This is a genomic window from Novosphingopyxis baekryungensis DSM 16222 (assembly GCF_000420305.1).
Taxonomy (GTDB): domain Bacteria; phylum Pseudomonadota; class Alphaproteobacteria; order Sphingomonadales; family Sphingomonadaceae; genus Novosphingopyxis; species Novosphingopyxis baekryungensis.
Map to the genome: position 1 here is coordinate 399,583 of NZ_ATUR01000002.1, position 12,371 is coordinate 411,953.

Here is a 12,371-nt window from a genome sequence, read left to right on the forward strand (position 1 = left end):
ACCATCAGAAAGGTCGGCCTCCGCCAGTGATCAGGCTCTTCAAACATTATGTGCCGCACGCGGTGCTGTTTCTCGGGATCATCGATTTCGTGCTGCTCATGGTGGCCGCCGAAATCGGCTGGGTTCTGCGCGCGCAGCAGATCGACATGGAGCTGGGCTTCATTGGCGAGCGTATGCCATCGCTGCTCACTTTCGCCCTGGCCCTGGAAACCGCAGCGGTGGCCGTTGGAGCTTATAGCCCGCAGGCGTTGCAATCTGTTCGTTTTGCCACCGCACGCTGGCTGGTGGCGGTATCGCTTGGCATCATCCTTCTGGCGATATTGGCCTTTGCCCTTCCCGGCGTGACCTTGTGGCGATCGATCTCGCTCTATGCGATGATCATTTCCTTCATCCTGATATTTGCCGATCGGGTGCTCCTGAGCAGTCTGATCGGCGGCGAAGCCTTCAAGCGCCGGTTGATCGTGCTGGGCGCCGGCAAGCGGGCGGACAGAATTCGGGTGATCGAAGAACGTCCGGGCAGCGGTTTCACCGTCGTCAGCTTCATCGCGATGAGTGAGGGCGAGCAGATGGTGGAAGAAGCCATCGCGCGCGGGGCGATCAACAATTTGAAGAAGTTCGTTATCCGGATGAACGCCAGCGAAGTCGTGCTCGCGCTTGAAGAACGGCGCAATGCCCTGCCGCTGGAAGATCTGCTGCGGATCAAGACGACGGGTGTCCATGTCAATGACATGTCGACTTTCCTGGAACGCGAAACCGGGCGGGTCGACCTCGATAGCGTCAATCCCAGCTGGCTGATATTCTCAGACGGTTTTTCGTCCGGCCGCCGCTTGTCGACCATCGCCAAGCGCATATTCGATGTGATCGTAAGCCTGCTCCTGCTGGTGCTGACGGGGCCGATCATTCTTCTATTTGCCGGGATCATCAAGCTGGAAAGCAAGGGCCCTGCCTTTTTCCGCCAAACCCGTGTCGGCCTGTTTGGCGAGCCTTTCGAGATTTTGAAACTACGCTCGATGCGCACCGATGCCGAGGCCGGTGGCAAGGCGATCTGGGCGAGCGAGAACGATCCGCGGATCACACGGGTAGGCCGTCTAATCCGCAAGATCCGGGTCGATGAGCTTCCACAAACTTGGAGCGTCCTGAAGGGCGAGATGAGCTTTGTCGGCCCACGTCCGGAACGGCCCGAGTTTGTGGCCGAGCTGGAACAGGAAATGCCCTATTACGCGGAGCGGCACATGGTCAAACCGGGCATAACCGGCTGGGCGCAGATCAATTATCCATATGGCGCCAGCGTGGAAGACGCCCGGCAGAAGCTGGAATATGATCTCTATTATGCCAAGAATTACACCCCCTTCCTGGATCTGCTGATTCTGCTCCAGACCCTGCGCGTCGTGCTGTGGCCGGCGGGGGCGCGTTGACTGGGCTGGCCTTCTGGGGCGGGGTCATTGCCGCATGCGCGTTCATTTCGCTGGCCGTCTGGCAACTGAGCCGCAGCAAATTGCGCCGCCTGCCGGATCGGGCGATGGTGGGCGCGCTCATCCTGACGGCGCTCTGGTGCATGGCCACGGCACTGGCCGCGCCCGGCACGGCAATGACAGCGCTGACCGAGACGCTTCGCAACGCCGGCTGGCTCTATTTTCTCTACGCCATCATGCGCCGCACAGGCGGCGGACCCGTTACCATGGGCGCACTGATGGGGGTGCTGCTCTACGTTCTGATCGGCACGCTGGCGGCTGCCTATTTCTCGGGCGGGAACGACATGCTGCTGATCGCGTCTCTGCGGATGCTGTTCGCTGCCGGAGCTTTGGTGCTGGTCCAAAATATCTATCATCTATCGCAGGCCAGGAGCCAGGGCAGCATGGCGCTCGCGCTCACCACGCTGGCGGCCATCTGGACCTATGATCTTGGTCTGTATCTTCTCGCCATACTTCCGGACGTCAGCACTGACATGCTGTGGGACAGTCGCGCGCTGATCATCGCGCTGCTTGTTCCGGCCATGGGGATCGCGTTGCTGGATAGTGCGCGCTGGCGATTCGCGCTGTCCCATCAGGCGGCGTTCCAGTTCACAGCTTTCGGCGTGCTCGCGCTATATGTGGGGGCCGTGGTACTGCTGGGATCGATGGCGCATCGCGGAGCGGCTCCGCTGGCACTCGGCTTTGTTGCCCTGTCCTCTGTGGCCGCATTTCTCGTCATTCCGTCGCATCGGTTGCGCGCGAGGCTGAAGCGATTTGTTGCGCAGCATTTCTTTCAGCATCGCTATGATTATCGCACGGAGTGGATGCGCTTTGCCGACACGGTGGGGCTGCCCGATGGCGGGCAGGACAATCATGGCAGGGGCGAGCTGGACATTGGTGCGCGGATCGTTCGGGCAATCGCAAACATCGTCGATGCGCCGGAGGCCGTGCTGTTACAACGGGGCGCGGGCGATCAGTTTCGACCGACGGCGGAATGGAATTGGGGCGATATCGGTTCGCTGTCGCTGCCGGGCGATCTGCTGCGGCAATTGGAAGAAGCGCAATCCATTCTGGATGGAGATGCCTTCCGCACAGAGGCTGCGGGGCAGGATTTCCAGTCGGCCCAGGGGGCTCTGCCCTTATCGCGCATGTTCGCCGCGGTGCCACTGGTCCACGGCGGGCACCTGATTGCCATCGTGCTGCTGGGCCATCCCGCCGTGGCACGGCCGCTGGACTGGGAGGATATCGACATCCTTCGCGCGGCAGGGCGCCAGGCGGCAAGCTATCTGGCCGCGGCAGAAAGCCAGCAACGCCTGACCGAAGCCCGTCAGTTTGACGAATTCAACCGGCGCTTTGCCTTTGCCCTGCACGATATCAAGAATGTGGCGAGCCAATTGTCGCTGCTGGCCCACAATGCCGAACGACATGCCGACAATGCGCATTTCCGCAAGGACATGATCGCCACGCTTCAGGGGGCCACGGCCAAGATGCAGGCACTTCTAGCGCGGCTCGATGGGCGTGAACTGGCCGAACCGGGGCCGCCGCGTCCGGTCCTCTTGCGCGATGTGGTGACAAAGCTGGTGGCAGCGGTCGCTTTGGGTGATCGGCTGAAACTGGCGGACCTGCCGTCGGATTTGGCGGTCGCGGCTGATCCGGAGACGCTCCACACCATCCTGTCCCATCTTTTGCAGAACGCCGTGGAGGCGAGTGCGGCGGATGCGCCAATTCATCTGCGCGCCATGGCGCAGGGCGGACGGGCCGTCATTGCGATGGAAGACGAAGGATGCGGGATGGACGCCGAATTCGTGCGCAGCGCCTTGTTTCGCCCATTTCAGTCCACCAAGCCAAACGGTCTCGGCATCGGCGTGTATGAGGCACGCATATTGGCCCGCGCGATGGGCGGGGACGTCAGGGCGGACAGCTTGGTAGGCAGCGGTTCCGTTTTCACCATCGAGCTGCCACTTGCCGCGCAGCTGGCCGACGCGGCGTTCCGCGATGGACCCGACGCTGAACGGGCCGCGGCATGATGCGTGCGACCAAGCCCAAATTGCTGGTTATCGAGGATGATGAAGGCTTGCAGCGCCAGCTGAAATGGGCGTTCGAGGAATGGGAGGTGCTGTGCGCCGGTAATCGGTCCGAAGCCGTTGCGCTTTTGCGTTCGGATGAGCCGCAGGTCGCAACGCTGGACCTGGGCCTGCCGCCTGATCCCGATGGCGTGAGCGAAGGCTTGGCGACGCTCTCCGAAATGCTGCACCTGAAACCCGATCTGAAAGTGATCGTGGCATCCGGTCATGGCGAGCGATCGAGCGCGCAGCGCGCCATCGCCGGCGGTGCATGGGATTTTTATCAGAAGCCGATCGATATTGACGAGTTGCAGCTCATCGTGCGGCGCGCCTTCCATGTTCGCAATCTCGAGGATGAAAACCGGCGGCTGAATGCGGCTGGAACGCAGCGCGCGGGTCCGTTCGCCGGATTGATCAGCAGTGCGCCGGAAATGGGCAAGACGCTCCAGATGCTGGAGCGTGTGGCCCCCACGCAAATTTCGGTCATGCTGCGCGGCGCCAGTGGCACGGGCAAGGAGCTGCTCGCCAAAGGGCTTCATGCGGCGAGCGACCGGGCCAATGGACCGTTCATTGCCATCAACTGTGCCGCCATTCCCGAAACGCTGCTGGAAGCAGAGCTGTTCGGGCATGAGAAAGGGGCTTTCACCGGCGCGATCCGCACGGTGGAAGGCAAGATCGAGCTGGCCGCCGGCGGCACGCTGTTCCTCGATGAGGTAGGCGATATCCCCCTGCCGCTTCAGGTCAAATTGCTGCGGTTCGTGCAGGAACGTGTGATCGAGCGGGTCGGCGGGCGTAAGCCGATCCCGGTGGATGTCCGGATCGTCACAGCCACGCACCGCGATCTGAAAGCGATGATTGCAGAGGAAAGCTTCCGCGAGGATCTATATTACCGGCTCGCGGAAATCGAAGTGCCAATCCCGCCGCTGGCCGAGCGAACAGGCGATGCCGCGCTGCTGGCCAGACATTTTCTGGCACGCTTTTCCAGCGAGCTTAACAGCCGTGTTTCGGCATTGGGCCCTGATGCACTTGCGGCGCTGGAAACCCATGACTGGCCCGGCAATGTGCGGGAGCTGGAAAACCGCATGAAGCGCGCCGTCATCATGGCCAACGGCAAGCATATCCTTGCCAGCGATCTGGATCTGGAGGGCCCCGAGCAGGGGTGCGAGGATCAGCCGATCAATTTGCGCACCGTTCGCGAACTGGCCGACCGCAAGGCCATTCGCCGCGCCATCGCGCAGACGGGGGGCAATATTTCCAGCGCCTCCAAATTGCTCGGGATCAGCCGGCCCACGCTTTACGATCTGTTGAAGCAATATGATCTTGGCAGCTGAGTGCACCGCGCGGACACGCGGAATCAGGAGGGCTGCGCCGCTTGTATTCTTCGCACTGCTGTTGCTGGTGCTGGGCGGCCTGCCGCTGGGCGCGCAGAGCCGCCAATCGCCGGCGCTGCCAGCGTTTGAACGGGCTGAAGCGTTCGCGTTCGACCAGGATCATCGTGCCGCACGGGTGGAGCTTCTGAACGCCATTGCGAACGATCCGAACTGGGCGCCGGCACATATTGCGCTGGCGATCACCAGTTTACGGCTGTTTGATTCGCTCACCGCCGAAGAAGAGTTGCGCAAGGCGGTCCAGTTGGGAGCGGCGCCCTCTCAGGTCCGGCATCTTCTGGGAGAATCTCTCTGGCTGCAAGGGCGCTACGATGAGGCGCTGGCGCAGCTGAAATCGGACGATATCGTGCCGGAACATCGTGCCTATGCCGCGCGCATCGCGGCGCGCGTCTATCTCGATCAGGGAGATTTTTCGGCCGCTGGCGCCGCATTCGACCGGGCTATTGCCGCGGGTGGTGATGACGCGCCGCTATGGACGGATATCGGGCGGTTCCGGCTGGTGGCCGGCAATCTGGCCGGCGCGGTTCAGGCCGCAGACCGTGCGATCGCTATCGATCCCGGCGATGTGCGCGCGCTGGAATTCCGCGGTCGGCTGATCCGCACCCAATTCGGGCTTCGCGCAGCATTGCCATGGTTCGAGCTGGCTCTGGCCCAATCTGGGGACGATGTTCCGCTGCTGATCGAATATGGATCGACGCTCGGTGATTTGGGCAGGCACAGCGACATGCTGAAGGTGGCCAGAAAGATCGTGGCGTTGGAGCCTGGCAATCCGCGCGGCTATTTCATGCAGGCGGTGATCGCTGCGCGCGCGCATCGCTTTGCACTTGCCAAGCGCTTCATCATTTTGACCGACGCCAAGATGCAGGATGTGCCCGCGATGATGCTGCTGAGCGGCGCCGTGGAGTTCGGGCTGGGGAATGACCGGACGTCCGCAGGCCACTGGGCGCGGCTGGCGGAGCGGCAACCGATGAATGCGCAGGCCGCGATGCTGGCTGCGCGGGCGCTGTACCGGGCCGGGGACCCCGGTGCTGCAGCCGATGCCATGGCCCGGCACGGTATCGATCCGTCGAACAGCTACGCCAATATGGTCATGGCGCGGGCATTGGAAGCGCAGGGGGAGCAGGGGCAGGCCGCGCAATATCTGAACCGCGCGCAGACACCCGGTCAGGACACACTCGCGCCAGTCTACGCTGGCGGAGATGGTCCGGCGGGATCGGTACGCAAGATGCTGGCAGGCGGCGATTTGGATAGAGCATTGGCCACGGCCCGATCGCTGCAGGGCGCCAATGGCGGGGTGCCCGATGCGTCCCTTCTGCTCGGCGACGTGCTGGCGCAAGCCGGCGACCGCGCCGCTGCCCTGAAGGCCTATCGACAAGCGGGCGCGCTGGATTCCTCGCCCGAGCTTGTGGCGCGACTGGCTGCGCAATATCGGGCATTAGGGGATGCGGAGGGGGAGCGTGCGCTGTTGGAGCGCTTCCTGCGGTCCAATCCGTCCGATCTGCAGGCGCGCCGGTTTTTGGCCGACCTAGACGCCGCCAACGGCCGCCCGCAGGCTGCGGCGAACCTGTATCGCGATCTGCTGGCGGTACTGGGGCCGAATGACGCCAGTTTGCAGATCGCCTATGCCCAAGCGTTGTTGGCGCTGGACCGACCGGACGATGCGCTGGGCCATGCGCGGATGGCCTATCACGTGCAGCCCGGCAATCCGCTGGTGGTCAATATCTATGGATATATCGCGCTGGAAGCAGGTGCGACGGAGGAAGCCCGCCAGATCTTGGAAAAAGCGGTCGCGCTGCTACCGGGCAACGCGCTTGCAAAACAAAATCTGCTGAAAGCCAGGAAGGCGCTGCGCGATCAGGGCTGATCGGGTTCAGGCCTTTTCCCGTTCCAGCAGGTCCGGCAAACGGATATCGAGCAGGGCCATCTGCTCACGCACCGGCGGCCAGGTTTCCCGCATGAACCGCGCTCGCTCCAGCTGACGCAGCTTGGCGGATGCGCCTTTGGCGACGAACAGTCCAATGCCGCGCTTCACCTCGATCAGATCCTGGTCCTGAAAGGTCTGGTAGGCTTTGGCCACCGTCAGCGGGTTCGCGCCTTGATCCGCAGCAAAGCTGCGTACCGAGGGCAGGGCGTCGCCGTCCGCATAGCTTCCATCGAGGATGGCCGCAGCGATGATGTCACGTAAGCGGAGATAGACGGGTTTTTGCGGTTCTGCCATATGTGCATGGGTGCCATAATACAGTGGGGCAGGTCAAGTAATCCAATCCGGAAAGTGAGGCCTAACCGTCCCAGCGCTGGATGATGCGATCGAAGTCCGGCCGTTCCCGTTCTTCCATGGCGCCGGCATGTGATCCGATAAACATGAGGCCGGCAATTCGTCCACTGGCAGAACAGAAGGTGCGTCGGACAGTGGGATCGGTGCTTGCCCATCCGGTGATCCATCCGCTGACATAGCCGGAAGCATTGGCGGCATGGCACAGATTCATGCCCGCTGCGCCGCAGCTCAGCTCCTGCTCCCAAAGGGGAATTTTTGGACTGTCTACCGGCTCGAAGCTGATGATGATCATGGCAGCGTCATAATCTGCCATCTGGCAGGCCGCATCGACTGATGCCGTCCGCGCGTCTGGATTTGCGGTGAGAAACGCGCGCTCCAACAACGCCTTGAACGCCGCACGGCGGTCATCCGGAATGATGGTAAAGCGCCACGGTGCCAGTTTCCCGTGGTCGGGCGATCGTGCCGCAATTCGTGCAAAGCCGCGCAATTCGTCGGCACCCGGCCTGGTACCACCCATTTCGCGTGGCTTGGCCGAGCGGCGGGTCTCCAGATAGCGGAGCGGCGAGGAGAGATCGTTAAAGGTCATGGAGCCAAGGTGACGACACGATCCGACTTCGGCAACAATCTTCTTCACAGCCGCAATTTTTACGTTAGGTTGCCCGCCCATAGGACCCGCCAGAAGCGCGGGCGGAAATGACTTTTCAGAGGGGTGTAGCGTGGGCTTTAAAGCTGTTGGTCTATGGAATGAAGGCGATTGGATCGCTGCGTGCGGCTCGGTCGCGCTGATCTTCTTCCTCGTATTGGGGGCCTATGCCGTCACCCAGCCGAAGAAGGAATTCGCCGGCCATCCCAAGGGCCTCTACATCCTTTTCTTCGCCGAAATGTGGGAGCGTTTTTCCTATTACGGCATGCGCGCGCTGCTGACGCTCTATCTCGTCAAGCACTGGCTTTATTCCGATGGGGACGCGAACTTCATCTATGGTGCCTACACCTCGCTGGTATATATTACGCCGGTGCTCGGCGGCTGGCTGGCGGACCGGTATCTCGGTCAGCGCAAGGCGGTGCTGTTCGGCGCGGTTTTGCTCACTATCGGCCATTTCTGTATGGCTTTCGAGGGTGATGGCACGGGTTATGCCAATGACCCTGCGCTCAACATCTTCTGGCTGGCGCTGGCGTTCATCATCGTCGGCTCGGGTTTCCTGAAGGCCAATATCTCGGTCATCGTGGGGCAGCTTTATCCCCGCACGGATATCCGCCGCGATGGCGCCTACACCATCTTCTACATGGGCATTAACGTTGGCGCGGCGGTCGGCACGATCATTGCCGGCTATCTCGGTGAGACGCTGGGCTGGGCCTATGGCTTCGGCGCGGCGGGTATCGGCATGCTGCTGGGCCTGGTCGTCTTCGTGATCGGCAAGCCGCTGCTGCTCGGCCAGGGCGAACCGCCGGTGCCGGCCAAGCTGAAAAGCTCGGTCATGGGCATGAAGCTGGAATGGTTTCTCTACATCCTCGGTTTCGTCGGCGTGGCGATCATATGGGCGCTGATCCAGTATCAGTCCGTGGTCGGCTGGCTGATGCTGGTCTCCGGTGCGCTGCTGCTTCTCTACGTGCTCAAAGAAGCGTTCAAGCTGGACAAGGATGCGCGCGACCGTGTGTTCGCCATGATCTTCCTCATCCTGCTGCAACCGGTCTTCTGGGGCCTGTTCGAGCAGGCTGGTGGATCGATCAATCTGTTCACCGATCGCTTTGTCGACCGGGCTGGCGTGCCGACATCACTGTTCCAGTCGATCAACCCGATTTACATCATCCTGATGGGGCCAATCTTCGGCGCGCTCTGGCCGTTCCTGGCGAAGAAGGGCTGGGAGCCGTCCACGCCTGCCAAAATGGGTCTGGGCATCGTGCAGATGGGCTTTGCTTTCGTGGTGCTGGTCTGGGGCGCGAACTCGATCAGCGCGGCGGCGATGGTGCCGGTGCTGTTCATCTTCCTGTTCTACTTCTTCTCGACCACCGGTGAGCTTTGCCTCAGCCCGGTCGGCCTGTCGGCGATGAACCGTCTGTCGGTGAGCCATATGGCGAGCCTGATGATGGCCGGCTGGTTCTTCGGCACGGCGGGCGGCAATTTCGTCGCCGGTCTGCTCGGCTCGATCATGGGCGAGGGCGGTGAAGGTGGTGCGATGACGCGTGAAGGCGCGCTCGGCGTGTACTGGTCGATCGGCCTGCTCGCGATCGGCATCGGCGTGTTCGTCATGCTTGTCTCGCCGCTGGTCAAGAAACTGATGCATCTCGATACGCTGCGCGACGATGACGTCGGCGACGATCTGGAAGGGCAGCGCGAGGCGGGCGAACCGCAGGCTGCCGGCATCCACCCCACCACGCGCGGTTGAGGACGATATGAAAAGCACCACGGGAATAGCGGCAGCTCTGCTGATCGCGCTGGGCGGATGCGCCAATACGGGCGGATCGACGGCCAGCGCATCCAGCAAGGCGGACAAGCAACCGACGGCACTGGCCGCCGGGGAGGCGCCCTTTGCCTCCACCTACCGCGCCTATCCCTCGACACCCACCGTCGTGCGCAATGTCGTGATCTATGATGGCGAAGGCGCGCGGATCGACAATGGCTCGGTGGTGATGAGCGGCGGCGAGATTTTGGCGGTGGGAGACGGCAATCTGGCAGCGCCCGCGGGCGCTATCGAGATTGACGGTACCGGCAAGTTCGTGACGCCCGGCATTATCGATGTGCACAGCCATCTGGGCGTCTATCCCAGCCCCGGCGTGCAGGCGCACTCGGACGGCAATGAAGCGACCGACCCAACGACGCCGGATGTATGGGCCGAACATAGCGTCTGGCCGCAGGACCCCGGCTTCAGCCGCGCCATGGCCAATGGCGGCATCACATCGCTTCAGATCCTGCCCGGGTCGGCCAATCTGATGGGCGGGCGTTCGGTGACGCTGAAAAATGTCTATTCGCGCACCGTACAGGGCATGAAATTCCCCGGCGCGCCTTATGGCTTCAAGATGGCCTGCGGCGAGAATCCCAAGCGCGTCTATGGCGGGCGCGGGCGCAAACCCTCCACCCGCATGGGCAATTTTGCCGTCAACCGGCAGACCTGGGCCGATGCGCGCGCCTATCGCGACAACAAGGACCATAAATATGATCTGGGCAATGAGACGCTGTCCGGCGTGCTCGACGGCAAGATCCTGGTTCACAATCACTGTTACCGCGCCGACGAAATGGCGCAGGTGATCGATATGGCCAAGGAGGCCGGATACAAGATCACTGCCTTCCACCACGCTGTGGAAAGTTACAAGATCGGCGATCTGCTGCGGGAGAATGATATCTGCTCGGCGATCTGGGCAGACTGGTGGGGCTTCAAGATGGAAGCCTATGACGCGATCCCGGAAAATGCGGCGATCCTGCAGAATACGGGCGCTTGCGTCATCATTCATTCCGATGACGAGAACGGCATCCAGCGGCTCAACCAGGAAGCGGCCAAGGCCCTGGCCGATGGACGGCGCATGGGCATTCAGATCAGCGATGCACAAGCCATCCGCTGGCTGACCTACAACGCCGCCAAGGCGCTGGGTATTGAAGACAAGACCGGCAGCCTGAAGCCCGGCAAGATGGCGGATGTCGTGTTGTGGAACGGCGATCCGCTCAGCGTCTATTCGCGCCCCGAAAAGGTGTGGGTGGACGGCGCTCTGCTATACGATGCCGACGATCCGGCGCGCCGGGCGGTGAGCGATTTCGAACTGGGCCAGCCCGGTGCGGGAGATGTGAAATGAGTGCTCCGACGACATCTCTGCGCGCAGCGCTGCTTGCCGGTCTCGCGATCGCGGCCGCTCCGCTGGCTGCGCAGACCTATGCTATCACCGGCGCGAAACTGATTACCGGAGACGGTAGCGCACCTATCGAAAATGGCACCATCGTCATTCAGAACGGCAAGGTGGTTGCCGCTGGCTCCAGCGTCGCCGTGCCTGCCGGCGCGGAACGGATCGATGCAGGCGGCAAATATGTGACGCCTGGCATTTTCGCCGGTTTCAGCCGTGTCGGCCTGGTCGAAGTCGATGCCGTTTCGGGCACGAACGACACGCAGGCCAATAGCTCGCCGTTCAACGCGTCGATCGACGTGGCGCCTGCCATCAATCCGACAGACACCGCCTTTTCCGTCAGCCGGGCCGCTGGCGTCACCCGCGCCGTGGTGTCGCCCGATGCGGCAACGAGCATTTTTGCCGGACAGGGCGCCTTGGTCGATCTGGGCGAGGATTTCGATGCGGTCACCATCCCGCGCGCGTTCCAGTTTGCCGAAATGGGCGAGCGCGGTGCGCGGGAAGCGGGCGGCAGCCGCGCTGCGGCACATACGCTGTTCCGCAATGCGCTGCGCGAAGCCCGCGATTTTGGTAACCGCGCCAATGTGCGCGGCGGCGGCGCAGCCCAAAGCGAAGGACAGCGTCTGAGCGACGTCTCGCCCGATCTGCGGATGCTGGAAAGCAATGCTGATCGTCCGCAGGATGTGCTGCTGACCCGTTTCGACGCGGCGGCGCTGGTGCCCGTCGTTCAGGGGCAACAGCGGCTGTTGGTGCATGTGGAAAGCGCCAACGACATTCTACGCACGCTCGATCTCAAGAAGGAATTTCCGAATCTGCGCCTCGTGCTCGTCGGCGCGAGTGAAGGCTGGCGCGTGGCGAACCGTATTGCCGCTTCCGGCGTGCCGGTCATCGCATCGGCACTCAATGATCTCCCGGCCTCGTTCGAGCAGCTGGCGGCCACGCAATCCAACATCGGGCGCATGCGCGATGCGGGCGTAAAGGTCGCCATCGGCATGATCGATGACAATGATGCGCATCAGCTGCGCTATGCATCGCAATATGCCGGCAATCTGGTGGGCTTGCAAAAGGTGCCGGGTGCCACGGGTCTGACCTGGGACGAGGCGTTTGCCGCCATCAGCGGCGATGTCGCCGATATCATGGGCGTGGGCGATCGCTACGGCCATTTGCGGGTCGGCGCGGCGGGTGATGTCGTGCTCTGGTCCGGCGATCCGCTGGAACTCAGCAGCACGCCCGAGCGCGTGTGGATCGACGGCGTCGAGCAGTCGCTCGACAACCGGCAGGCGCGGCTGCGCGAGCGTTATCGCACCCCGCAAGAAGGCGTGCTGCCCAAGGCCTACGAACGCTAGCGTGCGGCAAGCGGCGAGAC

General features: G+C 62.5%; 9 protein-coding genes. 7 read left to right on the plus strand and 2 right to left on the minus strand.

Features of this window, described 5'->3' with window-relative positions; genetic code table 11:
* The first annotated feature begins 26 nt into the window (after positions 1-26).
* The 4 genes from G410_RS0101985 to G410_RS0102000 are packed head-to-tail and all read left to right on the plus strand — an operon-like array spanning position 27 to position 6,766.
* Positions 27-1,415 carry a TIGR03013 family XrtA/PEP-CTERM system glycosyltransferase gene (locus tag G410_RS0101985; RefSeq protein WP_022671984.1) on the plus strand — a complete coding sequence of 463 codons (1,389 nt, stop codon included), beginning with the start codon at positions 27-29 and terminating at the stop codon, positions 1,413-1,415.
* Positions 1,412-3,478 carry an XrtA/PEP-CTERM system histidine kinase PrsK gene (gene prsK, locus G410_RS0101990; protein WP_028970949.1) on the plus strand — a complete coding sequence of 689 codons (2,067 nt, stop codon included), beginning with the start codon at positions 1,412-1,414 and terminating at the stop codon, positions 3,476-3,478. Before G410_RS0101985 ends, prsK begins: the two co-directional genes overlap by 4 nt.
* Positions 3,478-4,845 carry a PEP-CTERM-box response regulator transcription factor gene (gene prsR, locus G410_RS0101995; protein WP_028970950.1) on the plus strand — a complete coding sequence of 456 codons (1,368 nt, stop codon included), beginning with the start codon at positions 3,478-3,480 and terminating at the stop codon, positions 4,843-4,845. Before prsK ends, prsR begins: the two co-directional genes overlap by 1 nt.
* Positions 4,829-6,766 carry a tetratricopeptide repeat protein gene (locus G410_RS0102000; RefSeq protein ID WP_084488878.1) on the plus strand — a complete coding sequence of 646 codons (1,938 nt, stop codon included), beginning with the start codon at positions 4,829-4,831 and terminating at the stop codon, positions 6,764-6,766. The genes prsR and G410_RS0102000 overlap by 17 nt, the downstream gene beginning before the upstream one ends.
* Before the next feature lie 6 nt (positions 6,767-6,772).
* Here the strand turns inward: G410_RS0102000 and G410_RS15230 are convergent, their stop codons facing one another.
* Both G410_RS15230 and G410_RS0102010 read right to left on the minus strand, forming a co-directional pair.
* Positions 6,773-7,120: a GntR family transcriptional regulator gene (locus tag G410_RS15230; RefSeq protein ID WP_022671988.1), complete on the minus strand. Its 348-nt coding sequence runs from the start codon at positions 7,118-7,120 to the stop codon at positions 6,773-6,775.
* A 61-nt stretch (positions 7,121-7,181) separates the two neighbouring features.
* Positions 7,182-7,844: a nitroreductase family protein gene (locus G410_RS0102010; protein WP_245559280.1), complete on the minus strand. Its 663-nt coding sequence runs from the start codon at positions 7,842-7,844 to the stop codon at positions 7,182-7,184.
* 49 nt (positions 7,845-7,893) lie between these two features.
* On the opposite strand from G410_RS0102010, the gene G410_RS0102015 reads away from it, so the two are divergent.
* The 3 genes from G410_RS0102015 to G410_RS0102025 are packed head-to-tail and all read left to right on the plus strand — an operon-like array spanning position 7,894 to position 12,351.
* Positions 7,894-9,561: a peptide MFS transporter gene (locus G410_RS0102015; RefSeq protein ID WP_022671990.1), complete on the plus strand. Its 1,668-nt coding sequence runs from the start codon at positions 7,894-7,896 to the stop codon at positions 9,559-9,561.
* A gap of 7 nt (positions 9,562-9,568) precedes the next feature.
* Positions 9,569-10,960: an amidohydrolase gene (locus G410_RS0102020; RefSeq protein ID WP_022671991.1), complete on the plus strand. Its 1,392-nt coding sequence runs from the start codon at positions 9,569-9,571 to the stop codon at positions 10,958-10,960.
* Positions 10,957-12,351, plus strand: coding sequence for an amidohydrolase family protein (locus tag G410_RS0102025; RefSeq protein WP_022671992.1), 1,395 nt, complete (start codon positions 10,957-10,959; stop codon positions 12,349-12,351). The genes G410_RS0102020 and G410_RS0102025 overlap by 4 nt, the downstream gene beginning before the upstream one ends.
* The last annotated feature ends 20 nt before the right edge of the window (positions 12,352-12,371 follow it).

Excerpts from the sequence above, each read along its gene's own strand:
- G410_RS0102010 (WP_245559280.1), bottom strand. The coding sequence starts at position 7,844 with ATGGGCGGGCAACCTAACGTAAAAATTGCGGCTGTGAAGAAGATTGTT.
- G410_RS15230 (WP_022671988.1), bottom strand. The coding sequence starts at position 7,120 with ATGGCAGAACCGCAAAAACCCGTCTATCTCCGCTTACGTGACATCATC.
- G410_RS0102020 (WP_022671991.1), top strand. The coding sequence starts at position 9,569 with ATGAAAAGCACCACGGGAATAGCGGCAGCTCTGCTGATCGCGCTGGGC.
- G410_RS0102025 (WP_022671992.1), top strand. The coding sequence starts at position 10,957 with ATGAGTGCTCCGACGACATCTCTGCGCGCAGCGCTGCTTGCCGGTCTC.
- G410_RS0102000 (WP_084488878.1), top strand. The coding sequence starts at position 4,829 with ATGATCTTGGCAGCTGAGTGCACCGCGCGGACACGCGGAATCAGGAGG.
- prsR (WP_028970950.1), top strand. The coding sequence starts at position 3,478 with ATGCGTGCGACCAAGCCCAAATTGCTGGTTATCGAGGATGATGAAGGC.